Source organism: Burkholderia sp. AU27893, assembly GCF_002223205.1.
GTDB lineage: Bacteria > Pseudomonadota > Gammaproteobacteria > Burkholderiales > Burkholderiaceae > Burkholderia.
This window is the reverse complement of the sequence record NZ_NKFD01000001.1, coordinates 2,214,170-2,229,924: the sequence shown is the minus strand read 5'-3', so window position 1 is coordinate 2,229,924 and position 15,755 is coordinate 2,214,170. Positions and strand designations below refer to the sequence as shown.

Here is a 15,755-nt window from a genome sequence, read left to right as displayed (position 1 = left end):
GGCGGGCGGCCGCGCGATGCCGCTGCCCGCACGCATGGACTCAATCGGCCAGCCGCTTGTCGGCGAGCGCCTTGCAGCAGTCTTCGTAGACCCATTGCACGAGTTTCGCCCGATAGTCGAGATCGTCGGTATCGACGATTTCCTCGACCGCGTCGCGCGCCCACGACGCATCGACGAACCCGGCATGCCGCTTCGCGATGTCCTGCGCGAGCGCCGCGAGCTTGGCAACGGCCAGCCAGTCGGCTTGGCGATGATGGCGGTCGAGCCAGCGGTGCGCGGCCTGGACCTGGAACGTGGCGTCCGGCCATGATTCGTTGAGGTAAAACGCGCCGAGATTGCCGCAGGTGAGCCAGCAAAGCAGTTCCAGGCGGTCTTGCGAGCCGAGGATATGGGGTGCGTCGGACATGGCAGCGCTCACGAAATACGTCGATTCCGGGCGGCGCCGGTTGCATTGGGCCGGTGCCGATAATAAAAACATAGCACGATGCGGGCCCGACCGCGCACCCGGGCGGATGCTGACATCGCGGTGGTGAAACGGACGCCGCGCCGGCGAGGATCGCCGACGGCGAAGTGAGGCGGTAGCGGGAACGGAAAGTGCGCCAGCGCGTGAGGCGCGGCGCGGGATGAGGCGGCCGGGGAACGGCCGCCGGCGCCATGAAGCGGGCCCGTTGGCGGGCCCGCCGCAGCCCGGCGTGCGGGCCCGGCTGCCGATGAGCGAACTCAGGTCGTCGTGTGCGTGGCGCGCGCGATCGAGCGGATGCTGCGCTCGACGCGGATCAGGATGATCAGCACCGCGAGCGACACGAACGAATACAGCGCGACGAGCGCGGCGACGCCCGCGTAGCGCGCGGTCTGGCCGTTCTCGGCAGCGGTCTCTTCCACGGCCTTCTTCTCGTTGTCGATCGCGGTGCGGCGTGCGTCGTAGCGCTCGGAGAAGTCGCGCATGACCGCCGACACGACGTCGGTGTACGCCTGCTCGCGCGCATATTCGTCGCCGTGCCCGGTGACCTTCTTCTTGACGCTGGCCGCGACGTCCGTGCGCGACAGCACCTTGTCGAGATACGCGATCTGCTGCTCGTAGTACGCGACGTCCGGATGGTCGTCGTCGCCGAGCACGCGCTGGAACGACGGCTCGTATGCGTCGCGATCGACCGCGTAGTCCGGCGACAGGGCCGCGCGGCCGTGCTTCTGCACGATGCCCGACAGTTGCGTCGACAGGCGCAGCGCGGGCGACGCGTTGTCGTCCTTGGCTGCGGCGCCGCCGGTGGCCTGCGTGGCCTTGGCGGGCGCATCGTTCTCCCACGCGAACGATGCCGGATCGACCTGGATGGCCGAATCGACCTTCGGCGGTGTCGACAGGCGCGCATCGAGTGCGACCACGCCGAATATGACCCCGCCGATCAGGACTGCGGTCGCGAACAACAGCACGATCACGCGCAACACCTGAAGATAGCCGCCCTCGATTTTGGTCAGGATGCTCAAGGCATTCTCCTTTCTTATGATGAATGAGGCGCCGAGGCTAAAGACCTTTCGAATGGCTGTCAATCGTCACGCCGCGTCACACCGGCGGACCGGAACGCTCGCTAGAATGGCGGCTTTCCTGGAGGCGGAAAGCGATGAAAATCTACGACCAGTTCTATATCGACGGCGCGTGGCTCAAACCGGCCGGCATCGGCACGATCGACGTGATCGACTCGGGCACCGAGGCGGTGATCGGCCGGATTCCGGAAGGCGTCGCGTCCGACGCGCAGGACGCGATCCGCGCGGCACGCGCAGCCTTCGACGCGTGGGCGGCCACGCCGGCCGCGACGCGCGCGGGCTACCTGCGCAAGATCGTCGAGCATCTGCAGGCGCGCAGCGAGGAACTCGCGCAGTCGATCACCGGCGAAGTCGGGATGCCGATCAAGCTGTCGCGCGCGATCCAGGTCGGCGGCCCGATCTACAACTGGAAGGCGTACGCGAAGCTCGCCGAGTCGTTCGAGTTCGAGGCGCAGGTCGGCAACTCGCTCGTCGTGCGCGAGCCGGTCGGCGTCGTCGCGGCGATCACGCCGTGGAACTATCCGCTCAACCAGATCACGCTGAAAGTCGCGCCGGCGCTCGCGGCCGGCTGCACGGTCGTCCTGAAGCCGTCCGAAGTCGCGCCGCTCAATGCGTTCATGCTCGCCGAAGCGATTCACGAAGCCGCGCTGCCGGCCGGCGTGTTCAACCTCGTGTGCGGCTACGGCCCGGTCGTCGGTGAAGTGCTGGCCACCGATCCGGACGTCGACATGGTGTCGTTCACGGGCTCGACGCGCGCCGGCAAGCGCGTGGCCGAGCTGGCGGCCGCGGGCGTCAAGCGCGTTGCACTCGAACTGGGCGGCAAGTCGGCGTCGGTGATCCTCGACGATGCCGATTTCGCGATGGCGGTGAAGGGCACGGTCAACGCGTGCTACCTGAACGCGGGGCAGACCTGCTCCGCGCACACGCGCATGCTGGTGCCGGAAGCGCGCTACGACGAGGCACGTGAGCTCGCGAAGGCGGCGGCCGAAAGCTACGTCGCCGGCGATCCGCGGCAGGATGCGACGCGCCTGGGCGCGCTGGCATCGGCCGTGCAGCAGCAGCGCGTGCAGGACTACATCCAACGCGGGATCGACGAAGGCGCCGAACTCGTGACGGGCGGCACGGGCCTGCCGGAGGGGCTCACGAAGGGCTTCTTCGTGAAGCCGACCGTGTTCGGTCGCGTCGATCCGAAATCGACGATCGCGCAGGAAGAAATCTTCGGGCCGGTGCTGTCGATCATCACGTATCGCGATGAAGACGAGGCCGTGCGGATCGCGAATGATTCGCCGTACGGGCTCGGCGGCGCGGTGTGGGCCGGCAGCGACGAACGCGCGATGGGCATCGCGCGCCGCATCCGCACCGGGCAGGTCGACATCAACGGCGGCGCATGGAACATGGCCGCGCCGTTCGGCGGCTACAAGCAGTCGGGGCACGGCCGCGAGAACGGCGTGTACGGGCTCGAGGAATATCTCGAGTACAAGTCGATGCAACTGAAGCCCGCGAAGCCGGCCTGAGCGTTTTTCACGGCCTGAACCGGAAACGGCACGCTCGCGTGCCGTTTTTTTATTGACGGGCGTCAAGGTGCGCGTCGGTGGATCGTCGATCATCGCGGTTCCGATGTTCCGACGAGGTTTCAGATGACCGTACGCACTTCCTTTCCGCCGCTGACGATTCGCGGCCGCACCTTGTTGCCCGTCGTGCAGGGCGGCATGGGCGTCGGCATCTCCGCGCACCGGCTCGCGGGCAGCGTCGCGCGCGAAGGCGCGGTCGGCACGATCGCGAGCATCGACCTGCGCCACCATCATGCGGACCTGCTCGCGCGTTGCCGCGCGCAACCCGATCGCGCGACGCTCGAGGCCGCGAACCTCGAGGCGCTCGCACGCGAGATCCGCCTCGCGAAGACCTACAGCGAAGGGCGCGGGATGATCGCGGTCAACGTGATGAAGGCCGTGAGCGCGCATGCGGACTACGTGCGGGTGGCGTGCGACGAGGGGGCGGACGCGATCGTGATGGGCGCGGGCCTGCCGCTCGATCTGCCCGACCTCACGCAGGGACACGACATCGCGCTGATTCCGATCCTGTCGGACAGCCGCGGGATCGCGCTCGTGCTGAAGAAGTGGATGAAGAAGGGGCGCCTGCCCGACGCGATCGTGATCGAGCATCCGGCGCATGCGGGCGGCCATCTCGGCGTCACGCAGATCGACGACATGCACGACCCCCGCTTCGATTTCGCGCGCGTGCTCGACGAGACCGCCCAGGTGATGGCGACGCTCGGCCTCGCACGCGAAACGATCCCGCTGATCGTTGCGGGCGGGATCAACAGTCACGACGCGGTGCGCGCGGCGTTCGACGCCGGCGCGAACGGCGTGCAGGTCGGGACGCCGTTCGCGGTGACGGAAGAGGGCGATGCGCATCCGCACTTCAAGCGCGTGCTGGCCGATGCGACACCCGAGGACATCGTCGACTTCGTCAGCGTGACGGGGCTGCCCGCGCGCGCGGTGAAGACGCCGTGGCTCGATCGTTACCTGCGCAACGAGACGCGCATCCGCACCAAGCTTGGTGCGCTGAAGCAGCGTTGCCCGACCGCGCTCGAATGCCTGAGCGTATGCGGCTTGCGCGACGGCATCGAGAAGTTCGGCCATTTCTGCATCGACACGCGGCTCGCGGCCGCGCTGCGCGGCGACGTCGCGAACGGGCTGTTCTTCCGCGGCCGCGAAGCGTTGCCGTTCGGCCGTGCGATCCGCAGCGTGCGCGATCTGCTCGACCTGTTGCTGACGGGCGCTGCGACGGAGCCTGCGGCAAACCGCCCCACGTTTACGCTGGCTTGACGAATATCAAGATGAAGAAAAGACCCTACAGGGAGAATGGAAACCATTCTTTGGGGGTCCGTACCATGCATAAAACGATTCGAACTTGTGTCACCGCTGCCGCCGTTGCGGCCGCTTTCGCCGCGCTGCCTTCGCTGTCGCACGCAGCCTCGCCGGGCGACGGCATCAACCAGGGCGACGTCCTGGTTCGGCTGCGCGCGATCAGCATCCAGCCGAACGAACGCGCGAGCGATACGCTGGGCGCGCTCAACGTCGGGGTGAACAACGCGATCGTGCCCGAGCTCGACTTCACGTACATGATCCGCGACTACCTCGGCGTCGAGCTGATCCTGGGTACGTCGCGGCACCAGCTGACGTCGAGCGTCGGCAATCTCGGCGGCGTGGGCGTGCTGCCGCCGACACTGCTGCTGCAGTACCACTTCAACCATGCCGGCAAGGTGCGTCCGTACGTCGGCGCGGGTGTGAACTACACGTACTTCTACAACAACGGGCTCAACGTCGGCGGCGAGGGCGTGTCGATCAACAAGAGCAGCTTCGGCCCCGCGCTGCAGTTCGGCGTGGACGTGCAATTGACGAAGAAGGTCTTCATGAACGTCGACGTGAAGAAGATCTGGATGAGCACCGATGCGACGCTGGGCGACAAGGGCATCGGCACGCTGCACATCGATCCGCTGATCGTCGGCGTGGGCGTCGGGATGAAGTTCTAGACGCGGCGGGAAAAAAACAGAGTTGGGGTTGGCGGCATGGCGGTCGGCATGCCGCTCTTTTTTTGCGCGGCGGATTTACAGCTTGTCGTACTGGAAGCGCATCGCGGTGCCTTCGCGCGAGATGCGCTCCCACACCGCGCGCTTTTCGTCGTCGCTCAGGAACACCCAGTTCGACACTTCGGCAGCCGTGCGGCCGCAGCCCTTGCAGACTTCGTCGAAGAGGGTCGAGCACACGCCGATGCAGGGGCTGTCGGGCAGGTCGTGGAGATTGGAGGCCATCGGAAGGGTTCACGCCGTTGAATCGTCAGCCGCCATTTTAATGCATCGCGGCCGGACGGTCGGACGGGCGCCGCCGGCATGCCGTACCGGTGCAGCGGCGTGACAGTACGGCGGGCTCGGGCACGGCCGCCGGGCGGTTCGCGTCCGGCCGGCGGACGCGGGTGCGCCGCCGCCCGTTTTTCCCGGTGGACAGCCGCCGATTACCCGATAGAATTCCCCGGGAACGCCCCGCCGCACGGGCGGCCAGCCTGGCCGGCGGCGGTAATCTGTTCCGTTTGCGCGACACCGGCATGATTTTTTTGTGACGGGGCGCGAATGATGGTAGTTTTCGGGGTTTTCGAGGGGCGGCGCGCCAGAATGCGCCGTCATGACGAGGCAGACGGCAGCCGGACACACGGTCCGGCCGGAGGGAGAGCGGGATGAAAGCAAAGGTAGTGGGCCGGTTCGCAGCGCTCGCGCTGTGCGTGGGTGCATCGGCGGCAGCGGCGAAGGATACGCAGCTCAATGTCTATAACTGGTCGGACTACATTGCGAAGGACACGATCCCGAACTTCGAGAAGCAGACGGGCGTCAAGGTCCGCTACGACAACTACGACAGCGACGACACGCTGCAGGCGAAGCTGCTGACGGGCAGCTCGGGCTACGACATCGTCGTGCCGACCAGCAACTACGCGGGCAAGCAGATCGCCGCCGGCATCTTCGCGCCGCTCGACAAGTCGAAGCTGCCGAACCTCAAGTACCTCGATCCGCAACTGATGGCGCTCGTCGCCGGCGCCGATCCGGGCAACAAATACTCGGTGCCCTGGGCGTACGGCACGACCGGTCTCGCGTACAACCTGACGAAGGCGCAGCAGGCGCTCGGCAAGGTGCCGCTCGACAACTGGGACATCCTGTTCAAGCCGGAAAACATCTCGAAGCTGAAGACCTGCGGCGTGTCGGTGCTCGACGCACCCGACCAGATGTTCGCGGCGACGCTGCACTACATCGGCAAGGATCCGATGAGCACGAACCCGGCCGACTACAAGGCCGCGATGGACGTGCTGAAGAAGATCCGCCCGTACATCACGCAATTCAACTCGTCGGGCTACATCAACGACCTGGTCGGCGGCGACATCTGCTTCGCGTTCGGCTGGTCGGGCGACGTCGTGATCGCGAAGCATCGCGCGATCGAGGCGAAGAAGTCGTACAAGGTCGAGTACTACATTCCGAAGGGCGGCGCGCCGGTGTGGTTCGACGTGATGGCGATCCCGAAGGATGCGAAGAACAAGGATGCCGCGCTGCAGTGGATCAACTACATCGAGGATCCGAAGGTGCACGCGGCGATCACGAACGCGGTGTACTACCCGAGCGCCAACGCAGAGGCCCGCAAGTACGTGCGGCCCGACGTCGCGAACGACCCGGCCGTCTATCCGCCGGCCGATGTCGTGAAGACGCTGTTCCTGCTCAAGCCGCTGCCGCCTGAAATCCAGCGTCTGCAGACGCGTCTGTGGACCGAGCTGAAGTCGGGCCGCTGACGCGAGCCGATGTTCCCGGCAGTCATGAAGCCCCTGGTACCCCCGGGGGCTTTGTTCGTTCAACGCAGGAGAGAAGCAGCACATCATGAATAGCCAGTCGGGTGCGCCGGTCGCGGGCGCGCCGTCCTCCGTTTCCTCCTCCGGCGCCGATGCGCGCGCCGAGTCCTTTGTCCAGATCGTCGACGTCGTCAAGAAATTCGGCGACACCGAAGCCGTGCGCAGCGTCAACCTGACCGTGCGCCAGGGCGAGCTGTTCGCGCTGCTCGGCAGCTCGGGCTGCGGCAAGTCGACGTTGCTGCGGATGCTCGCGGGCCTCGAGACGGTCACGTCGGGCAAGATCCTGATCGACGGCGAGGACCTCGCGCAGATGCCGCCGTACAAGCGGCCCGTGAACATGATGTTCCAGTCGTATGCGCTGTTCCCGCACATGTCGGTCGAGTCGAACGTCGCGTTCGGTCTCAAGCAGGAAGGCACGCCGAAGGCCGAGCTGAAGGAGCGCGTCGCATCGGCGCTCGAGCTCGTGCAGATGAGCAAGTACGCGAAGCGCAAGCCGCATCAGCTGTCCGGCGGCCAGCAGCAGCGCGTCGCACTCGCGCGCTCGCTGGTCAAGCGGCCGAAGCTGCTGCTGCTCGACGAGCCGATGTCCGCGCTCGACAAGCAGATCCGCCAGCGCACGCAGATCGAGCTCGTCAACATCCTGAACAAGGTCGGCGTCACCTGCATCATGGTCACGCACGACCAGGAAGAAGCGATGACGATGGCCAATCGCCTCGCGGTGATGAGCGAAGGGCAGATCGTGCAGATCGGCTCGCCGAACGAGGTGTACGAATATCCGAACAGCCGCTTCTCGGCCGAATTCATCGGCTCGACGAACCTGTTCGACGGCGTGACCGTCGAGGACGAGCCCGACCACGTGTACATCGAGTCGCCGGAGCTGCCGAGCCGGCTGTACGTGAGCCACGGGATCTCGGGGCCGCTCGGGATGCCGGTCACCGTGTCGGTGCGCCCCGAACGGATCGCGCTCACGCGCAAGCCGCCCGAAGGCGCGTTCAACTGGGCGCGCGGCCGGATCAGCAACGTCGCCTACATGGGCGGCTACTCGCTGTATCACGTGAAGCTCGACGGCGGCAAGACGGTGATCGCGAACGTGTCGAGCCTCGCGATTTCGGAGCTCGAGACGCCGGCGCTCGGCGACGAGATCTACGTGCGCTGGAGCGCGACGGCCGGCGTGGTGCTGACGTCATGACCGCGTTCAAGTCCCTGCTCGAGTGGCCGGTGCGGCGCTTCAACCTGACGGGCGCCACGGCGGTTGTCGCCGGGCCGTTCACGTGGCTCGTGCTGTTCTTCCTCGTGCCGTTCGTGCTGGTCGTCAAGATCAGTTTCGCGGAGCTGCAGCTCGGCATCCCGCCGTACACGGAGCTTGCGTCGTATGCCGACGGCGTCGTGCACGTCGCGCTGAACCTGTCGCACTACGCGTTCCTGTTCACGGACAGCCTGTATTTCGCGACCTACGTGAATTCGGTGTGGGTGGCCGCGATCACGACGCTGCTGTGCCTGCTGATCGGCTATCCGATGGCGTACTACATCGCGCGCTCGAACCCGGCGACCCGCAACCTGCTGATGATGGGCGTGATGCTGCCGTTCTGGACGTCGTTCCTGATCCGCGTGTACGCGTGGATCGGCATCCTGAAGAACAACGGGCTGCTGAACAACTTCCTGATGTGGATCGGCCTCACGCATACGCCGATCGAGCTGTATCGCACCAACTACGCGGTGTACATCGGGATGGTGTACTCGTACCTGCCGTTCCTCGTGATGCCGCTCTACGCGCACCTCGTGAAGATGGACCTGCGCCTGCTCGAAGCTGCGTACGACCTCGGCGCCAAGCCGTGGAAGGCGTTCGTGCAGATCACGCTGCCGCTGTCGAAGAACGGGATCATCGCGGGCTGCCTGCTCGTGTTCATCCCGGCGGTCGGCGAGTACGTGATTCCCGAGCTGCTCGGCGGCGCGAACACGCTGATGATCGGCCGCGTGATGTGGAATGAGTTCTTCAACAACGCAGACTGGCCGATGGCGTCGGCGGTGACCTGCGCGATGGTGCTGCTGCTGCTCGTGCCGATGGCGATGTTCCAGCACTTCCAGGCGAAGGAGCAGGGAGGCCGCCGATGAAGCCGAATCGTTACCTGCAGTTCGCGGCGCTGTTTGCCGGCTTCGCGTTCCTGTACATCCCGATCATCAGCCTGATCGTCTATTCGTTCAACGAGTCGAAGCTCGTCACCGTGTGGTCGGGCTTCTCGTTCCGCTGGTATGCGGCGCTCGTCGAGGACGACGAGCTGCTGACGGCCGCATGGCTGTCGCTGAAGATCGGCGTGCTGACCGCGTTCGCGTCGGTGTTCATCGGCACGTGGGCCGGCTTCGTGCTCGCGCGGATGGGGCGCTTCCGCGGTTTCGCGCTGTTCAGCGGGATGATCAACGCGCCGCTCGTGATTCCCGAGGTGATCCAGGGGATCTCGCTGCTGCTGCTGTTCATCGAGCTGGCGAAGTGGATCGGCTGGCCGGCCGAGCGCGGCGTGTTCACGATCTGGCTCGGCCACGTGATGCTGTGCATCTCGTACGTCGCGATCATCGTGCAGTCGCGCGTGCGCGAGCTGAATCCGTCGCTGGAAGAAGCCGCGCTCGATCTCGGCGCGACGCCGCTAAAGGTGTTCTTCACGATCACGCTGCCGCTGATCTCGCAGGCGCTGATCGCGGGCTGGCTGCTGTCGTTCACGCTGTCGATCGACGACCTCGTGCTGTCGGCGTTCCTGTCGGGCCCCGGCTCGACGACGCTGCCGCTCGTGGTGTTCTCGCGTGTGCGGCTGGGATTGAACCCGGAGATGAACGCGCTCGCGACGCTGTTCATCGTCGCGGTGACGGCCGGCGTCGTGATCGCGAACTTCGTGATGCTGCGCCAGGAGCGCAAGCGGATGGCGGGGTTCGCGGCCTGACGTTCGGGTTGGGATTGCTGCTGTAAAAAAACGCCCGGTGCCGACGACGAGTCGGGCCGGGCGTTTTGTTTGGTGACGCGGGAGAAAGAATTGAAGATTTCAGAATGGCTGGGTGCAAGTCTGACTGCCGCGATCGTGGCCGGCTTGCTTATCGGCCTGTTGTCCGTCCATGATTTCGGCGGCGTGTCGATCGCTTTTGCCGTGGTTGCTTTCGCGGTTGCCTTTCCCGTGGCCATGCTGCTTTCGTATCCGGTCTATCGGGCAAGCACGCGCCTTTCACGCAAGGCGGTCTTGCCGATGCTGGTCATCGTGGGCGGCGTTGCGGGTTTGACCGTTCTTGCGGTCCTGACAAAGGCTGCATGGCCGGACGTCGCAAGGAACGGGGAAATGGCGTTGCTGTATGCGGCAGTCGGCGCGATATGCGCGGTTTCGGCGCTGGGGTATGTCGAGCGAGCCAGAATTGCCGGCAAGCTGCGCAAATGGCTCGGATGACCGTCAAGCCGCGCCGGGTTTGATGTCGAGCATAAAAAACGCCCGGCGCCGACGACGAGTCGGGCCGGGCGTTGTGCCGGGGGGCGTTTCCCGTGGATCGCCGCCGGTCAGTACGCGAAGCTCTTGCCGGGCGTCGTCCAGATTGCCGTGGCAGCCGTGCATGCCTGCAGGGTCAGCGTGCCGCCGGCGGCAGGCGCGAGGCAACGGCCCGTCGGTTGCGACACGAGCTGCGCCGAACCCGGTGCCGCGCCGGCCTTCACGAGCCATTGCTGATCTGCCGCACCGGCCGCGCAGGTACGCAGCAGTGCGCCGTTCGCCTGCGCGGTGAGGCAGTAGCTGTACTTGGTCAGCAGCGTGCCGTCGCCTGCGACGACCCACAGTTGCGGATTGAAGTGCGTGCCGCCGGACGTGCGCACCGATGCGAGCGTCGGGCAGGCGCCGAGTACCGCGGGACGGCCGTCGGCCAGGCCGCCCGACGCGGTCAGGCACGCGCCGTTCGCTTTCACGAGGCCGGCCGCCGATTGCTGCGGGCCGCCGACCAGCGTCGCGACGCCGTTCGCGACGAACGCGTTCGCATCGCCGGCGGGGCAGGTCTTGTTGACCGTGACCGACGGTGCCGGCACCGTCACCGTGTTGCCGATCGCGTCGTATGCGCGAATGCTGAACTGCGCGTCGGTGTACGCGATCGACGTGCAGCTCGTGCGGCTCGAGTTCCAGTCGAAATATTCGACCCACTGGCTGATCGACGAAACGGGTACCTGCGTCTGCGTCGTGCCGACATAGATGCTGCCGATGTCGAAGCTGTCGCCGGCCGAGCCGGGCGTCACGTCGGTGACGTTGCTCTTGAACCAGCCGGGGCCCTGGTTCGTGTCCGGCGTGATGCGGAACCGGTAGGTGTGCCCGGCCTGCCAGTCGTAGCGATAGCGACACTGCGCGCCTGCGCTGCCGTCGGTCGCCGAGCCGCTGACCGTGCAATGGCTGCCCGCGCCGATGCCGGCGCTCGCGGGCGTACCGGGCTTCGCGGCCGTCGCGCCCCACAGGCTGAACAGGAATTGCTTGCCGGCGCCTTCGCTGGCCGACACCAGCTCGGTCGACTGCAGGCCGGTGTAGCCGTGCAGCGAATTGACCTGGTTCGACCAGAACACGTTCGAGTTCGGGCCCGGGTCGGTCTGCGGCGTGATGAACAGGTCGAGCGTGCCGACGCTGCGCACCGTCGACGGAAACCATGTGTCGCTGTAAAGGCCCGGCGTCGAACCGAGGAAGCCGGACAGCGTCGGTGCGGTGCTCGACGACAGCGTCGCGAGACCGGGCGCCGGATTACCGGTGACGGTGAAACTGCGCGCGCCTGCCGGCGGCAGTGCGGCAACGGACGGCACGTCGAGCGTGAAGCTGAAGGTACAGGCGCCGCCGGCCGGTACCGTTGCGCCCGACAGCGCGACCTGCGCGGTGCCGTCGCTGGCCAGCGAACCGCCGCACGCGTTCGTGAAGCCGCCTGCGGTGAAGCCGGCGGGCATGCCGATGAAGAGGCCGGCGGCGGCCGGCTCGGTGCCGGTGTTGGTGAGTGTCAGTGTCGCCTTGTCGGTCCCGCCGACCGACGGCGAGAGGCTGGCGAGCGTCAACGCCGCCGTATAGGCAGGCGTGGCGAGTGCGGTGAGCGGGGCGAGCAGCAACGCGGCGGCTGCCGCGCGCTTGACGGAGAAAACGAGCATGGCCGGACTCCTGAATAATTATTCGTTGTCGACGCGCGAGGCACACGCGCGTGGCGGCGAGTCTAGCATGCGGTCCTGAAAAATTCGCGACGGACGAAGGGCGTCGCGGGCGGGACGCGGGTTCGATTCCCGCGCCCGGTCGTGCGCCGCCTCACGCGCCGAACGCCGCCTTCGCCAGCAGCCCGAGCGCGACGCACACGAGCACGGCCGCGAACCCGGCCTGCACGTGCCGCGCGGCGAGGTGGCGCGACGCGCCGCGGCCGGCGGCCATGCCGAGCGCGGTCGCGACGGTGAACCACAGCGTCACGTCGAGCGGTGCGCGTGTGCCGGAAACAAGCGTCGCGAACACGCCGCCGGTGCCGACGAGCGCGATCACCATCAGCGACGTCGCGACGACACCGTGCATCGACACGTTCGTGAACTTGCGCAGCATCGGCACGATCACGAAGCCGCCGCCGACGCCGAGCAATCCCGTCATCAGGCCCGTCATCGCGCCGGTCGATGCCAGCGCGACGCCGACCGGCCAGGACCACACGAGCCGGCCGGTATCGGGGTTGATGCGGCCGACGCACAGCGGCGACGCTTCCGCGTCGACCGGCGCCTGCCGCAGCGCCTGCCGCAACAGGCGGCCGGCGACGACCAGCATCGTCAGCGCGAACAGCGCGAGCAGCAGGCGTTGCGGCAGCACGTGCGCAAGCCGTACGCCGAGCGTGGTCAGCGGCACGCCGGCCACGGCCATCAGCAGTGCCGCGCGATAGCGCACGAGCCCGCGGCGGAAACCTTCGAGCGCGCCGAGCGCGGCGCTGCCCGCCACCGCGACGAGCGCGACGGGCGTGGCCTGCTGCATCGGCCAGCTCATGCCGACGACGAGCGCCGGCACCGCGAGGATGCCGCCGCCGGCGCCGGTCAGGCCGAGCACGGCACCGACGAAACCGCCCAGGACGAGGGAAATCAGCATGACGTCATCGCGCTCCGGTCAACGTGCGATCGCGGGCTTCGCGAGCCATTCGCGGCCCTTGAGCATCGCCTTCCAGTAGAGCGGCGGCAGCACGCGTTCCTTGAGCAGCCACGCGAGCCGCGACGGGCGCTTGCCGTCGATCAGCCACGCGGGGAAGGTCGGCGCGACCTTGCCGCCGTACAGGAACTCGGCGAGCACGATCTTGCCGCGCTCGACGGTGAGCGGGCACGAACCGTAGCCGTCGTACGCGGCATCGCCGTGCGCGCGGCCGAGCGACGCGAGCAGGTTGTGTGCGACGACGGGTGCCTGCTTGCGGGCGGCCGCAGCCGTTTTCGCGTTGGTCGTGTTGGTGGCGTCGCCGAGCGCGTAGACGTCCGGATACTGCTTGTGCCGCAGCGTCGCCGGATCGACGTCGATCCAGCCGGCCGCATCGGCGAGCGGGCTCGATCGCACGAAGTCGGGCGCCTTCTGCGGCGGCACGACGTGGATCATGTCGAACGCACGCACGACGGTTTCCTTGCCGCCGTCCGGCAGCGCGCGCGCGAACGTCGCGCGGCGCGCGGGCCCGTCGATCGACACGAGGTTGTGGCCGAACGACAGCGCGATGTCGTAGCTTTTCACGTATTCCATCAGCGCGGGCACGTAGTCGGCGACGCCGAACAGCGCGGCGCCCGCATTCAGGAACTCGACGTTCGCGGCGTCGAGGCGGCCCGCGCGCCGCCAGTGGTCGCACGACAGGTACATCGCCTTCTGCGGCGCGCCCGCGCACTTGATCGGCATCGGCGGCTGCGTGAAGAGCGCGTTGCCGCCGCGGAACGCGCGAACCAGCTCCCACGTGTACGGCGCGAGATCGTAGCGGTAGTTCGACGTGACGCCGTTGCGGCCGAGCGTGTCGGCGAGGCCTTCGATCCCGTGCCAGTCGAGCTTGAGCCCCGGGCACACGACGAGCTTGCGATAGCCGATGCGGCGGCAGCCGTCGAGCACGACCGTGTGCGCGTTGGGCTCGAAGCCCGCGACGGCGGCCTGGATCCGGTGCACGCCGCGCGGCAGCACGTCGGTCATCCGGCGCGCGGTGGTCTCGGGCCGGAACACGCCCGCGCCGACCATCGTCCAGCCCGGCTGGTAGTAGTGGACGTCGGCCGGATCGATCACCGCGATGTCGAGCGACGCGTCGCGCGCGAGCAGGCTCGACGCGACCGCGATGCCGGCCGCGCCGGCGCCGACGATCACGATGTCGTGCCGCGCGTCGACGGCCGGTGCTGCCTGCCTGCCGCCTTGCACGACCCGCGACGCGAGCGCGCGCAGGTCGTAGCCGGCTGCGCCGGCAGTCGCGACGATGTCGTTCAGCGGACGCAGGCCGGCTTGCGACAGCGCCCACAGCGTGGCCGAACGCGTGCCGCTGCGGCAGTACGCGAGCACCGGCCCTTCGAGCGACGCGACGAGCGCGCCGAACTGCGCGGCCTGGTCGTCGGTCACCTTGCCGGTATCGACCGGCAGGTAATGCACGTCGATGCCGAGCGGCGTGGCGGCCGCGCGGATCTCGGTGACGGTCGGTTGGTCGGGGCCTTCGCCGTCGGGGCGGTTGCAGATGATCGCGCGGATGCCGGCCGCGTGAAGCGCGGGCAGGTCGGCCGCCGCGATCTGCGGCGAGACCGACAGCGTGTCGGTCAGCTTGTGGAGGGTCATGTCGGGGGTCTCCGGAGGGGGGGCGTGTCGCTCAGATCGCGTCGAGCGGGATCTTCAGGTAGCGCACGCCGTTGTCTTCGGGCTCGGGCAGGTGGCCGGCGCGCATGTTGACCTGCACGGACGGCAGCATCAGCACGGGCATCGCGAGCGTGGCGTCGCGCGCGGTGCGCATCGCGGCGAAATCGTCCTCGGTCACGCCGTCCTTCACGTGCACGTTCGCGCGGCGCTGCTCGGCCACGGTCGTCTCGAACTGCACGTCGCGCCCGCCCGGCTGGTAGTCGTGGCACAGGTACAGGCGCGTGTCGGGCGGCAGCGCGAGCACGCGCGCGATCGAGCGGTACAGCGTGCGCGCGTCGCCGCCGGGGAAATCGCAGCGGGCTGTGCCGTAGTCGGGCATGAACAGCGTGTCGCCGACGAATGCCGCGCGCTGCGTCGCGTCGTCGACGCAGTAGGTCATGCATGCGGGCGTGTGGCCCGGCGTATGCAGCGCGCGGATCGTCAGCGCGCCGAGCGCGAGCGTGTCGCCGTCGTCGAGCAGCCGGTCGAACTGGCGGCCGTCCTGCGCGAAGCCGGGGCCGGCGTTGAACAGCATGCCGAACACGTGCTGCACGCGGCGCACGTGCGAACCGATCGCGATCTGTCCGCCGACGTGTTCCTTCAGGTACGGTGCGGCCGACAGGTGGTCGGCATGCACATGGGTTTCCAGCAGCCAGTGCACGTCCGCGCCCAGTTCGGCGACGCGGGCGATCAGCCGGTCGGCGCTCGCGGTGTGCGTGCGGCCGGATTTCGGGTCGTAGTCGAGCACGCTGTCGATCAACGCGCACGCGCGGCTCGCGGTATCGAGCAGCAGATAGCTGACGGTATGGGTCGCCGGGTCGAAAAAGCCTTCGACCGACAGCGTGGTGGCATCGCTCACGGGGTGTCCTCGATCGGGTTCTGCATCTGCAATCCGGAGGGGTAAATCAAGAAGCGTGCCAGCCTCCGCCGAGGCACCGGTCGATCCGGCAGGGACTTGATTTGGCTCGGGTTTTCGGTGCAACTGCAGCGATGCGCGCG

15 protein-coding genes are annotated in these 15,755 nt (G+C 67.5%); 8 read left to right on the top strand and 7 right to left on the bottom strand.

The annotated features are described in order from the left end of the window. Positions 1 to 40: 40 nt before the first annotated feature. Both CFB47_RS10525 and CFB47_RS10520 read right to left on the bottom strand, forming a co-directional pair. A complete protein-coding gene (locus tag CFB47_RS10525; RefSeq protein ID WP_069248063.1) occupies positions 41 to 406 on the bottom strand; it encodes a hypothetical protein in 366 nt (121 codons plus the stop codon). Positions 407 to 720: 314 nt separating this feature from the next. After that, positions 721 to 1,482: a hypothetical protein gene (locus tag CFB47_RS10520; protein WP_089461133.1), complete on the bottom strand. Its 762-nt coding sequence runs from the start codon at positions 1,480 to 1,482 to the stop codon at positions 721 to 723. 134 nt (positions 1,483 to 1,616) lie between these two features. Between CFB47_RS10520 and CFB47_RS10515 the strand changes: the two genes are divergently transcribed. The 3 genes from CFB47_RS10515 to CFB47_RS10505 all read left to right on the top strand — a co-directional run bounded on the left by CFB47_RS10515 (position 1,617) and on the right by CFB47_RS10505 (position 5,074). After that, the gene (locus tag CFB47_RS10515; protein ID WP_089461132.1) at positions 1,617 to 3,053 is read left to right on the top strand and encodes an aldehyde dehydrogenase family protein; all 1,437 of its coding nucleotides are present in this window, start codon (positions 1,617 to 1,619) and stop codon (positions 3,051 to 3,053) included. A 123-nt stretch (positions 3,054 to 3,176) separates the two neighbouring features. After that, positions 3,177 to 4,367: a nitronate monooxygenase family protein gene (locus CFB47_RS10510; RefSeq protein WP_089461131.1), complete on the top strand. Its 1,191-nt coding sequence runs from the start codon at positions 3,177 to 3,179 to the stop codon at positions 4,365 to 4,367. Between the two features lie 65 nt (positions 4,368 to 4,432). Then, entirely contained in the window at positions 4,433 to 5,074 is a 642-nt protein-coding gene (locus tag CFB47_RS10505; RefSeq protein WP_089461130.1) for an OmpW family protein, read from the top strand. A 75-nt stretch (positions 5,075 to 5,149) separates the two neighbouring features. Here CFB47_RS10505 and CFB47_RS10500 read toward each other — a convergent pair whose 3' ends face one another. Then, positions 5,150 to 5,353 (bottom strand): DUF1289 domain-containing protein, encoded by a 204-nt coding sequence (locus tag CFB47_RS10500; protein WP_010095552.1) that lies wholly within the window; start codon positions 5,351 to 5,353, stop codon positions 5,150 to 5,152. Between the two features lie 419 nt (positions 5,354 to 5,772). On the opposite strand from CFB47_RS10500, the gene CFB47_RS10495 reads away from it, so the two are divergent. The 5 genes from CFB47_RS10495 to CFB47_RS10475 all read left to right on the top strand — a co-directional run bounded on the left by CFB47_RS10495 (position 5,773) and on the right by CFB47_RS10475 (position 10,346). Next, positions 5,773 to 6,867, top strand: a complete 1,095-nt coding sequence (locus CFB47_RS10495) for a polyamine ABC transporter substrate-binding protein (RefSeq protein ID WP_089440188.1) — start codon at positions 5,773 to 5,775, stop codon at positions 6,865 to 6,867. Between the two features lie 85 nt (positions 6,868 to 6,952). Further along, positions 6,953 to 8,113, top strand: a complete 1,161-nt coding sequence (locus CFB47_RS10490) for an ABC transporter ATP-binding protein (protein WP_089456287.1) — start codon at positions 6,953 to 6,955, stop codon at positions 8,111 to 8,113. Beyond that, positions 8,110 to 9,036, top strand: a complete 927-nt coding sequence (locus CFB47_RS10485) for an ABC transporter permease subunit (RefSeq protein WP_089425520.1) — start codon at positions 8,110 to 8,112, stop codon at positions 9,034 to 9,036. The genes CFB47_RS10490 and CFB47_RS10485 overlap by 4 nt, the downstream gene beginning before the upstream one ends. Further along, complete coding sequence (locus CFB47_RS10480; protein ID WP_089431135.1) at positions 9,033 to 9,854, top strand: ABC transporter permease subunit; 822 nt, start codon at positions 9,033 to 9,035, stop codon at positions 9,852 to 9,854. The genes CFB47_RS10485 and CFB47_RS10480 overlap by 4 nt, the downstream gene beginning before the upstream one ends. Before the next feature lie 90 nt (positions 9,855 to 9,944). Further along, positions 9,945 to 10,346, top strand: a complete 402-nt coding sequence (locus CFB47_RS10475) for a hypothetical protein (protein WP_143330828.1) — start codon at positions 9,945 to 9,947, stop codon at positions 10,344 to 10,346. Positions 10,347 to 10,453: 107 nt separating this feature from the next. On the opposite strand, the gene CFB47_RS41560 is transcribed toward CFB47_RS10475, so the two are convergent. The 4 genes from CFB47_RS41560 to CFB47_RS10455 form a co-directional block, all read right to left on the bottom strand. Continuing rightward, positions 10,454 to 12,055, bottom strand: coding sequence for a DUF3472 domain-containing protein (locus CFB47_RS41560; RefSeq protein ID WP_089461128.1), 1,602 nt, complete (start codon positions 12,053 to 12,055; stop codon positions 10,454 to 10,456). A 151-nt stretch (positions 12,056 to 12,206) separates the two neighbouring features. Continuing rightward, positions 12,207 to 13,013, bottom strand: coding sequence for a sulfite exporter TauE/SafE family protein (locus tag CFB47_RS10465; protein ID WP_089461127.1), 807 nt, complete (start codon positions 13,011 to 13,013; stop codon positions 12,207 to 12,209). 18 nt (positions 13,014 to 13,031) lie between these two features. Continuing rightward, positions 13,032 to 14,699, bottom strand: a complete 1,668-nt coding sequence (locus tag CFB47_RS10460; protein ID WP_089461126.1) for a bifunctional protein tyrosine phosphatase family protein/NAD(P)/FAD-dependent oxidoreductase — start codon at positions 14,697 to 14,699, stop codon at positions 13,032 to 13,034. A 31-nt stretch (positions 14,700 to 14,730) separates the two neighbouring features. Next, on the bottom strand, positions 14,731 to 15,615 hold the full coding sequence (locus CFB47_RS10455) for an MBL fold metallo-hydrolase (RefSeq protein WP_089461125.1): 885 nt from the start codon (positions 15,613 to 15,615) through the stop codon (positions 14,731 to 14,733). Positions 15,616 to 15,755 lie beyond the last annotated feature (140 nt).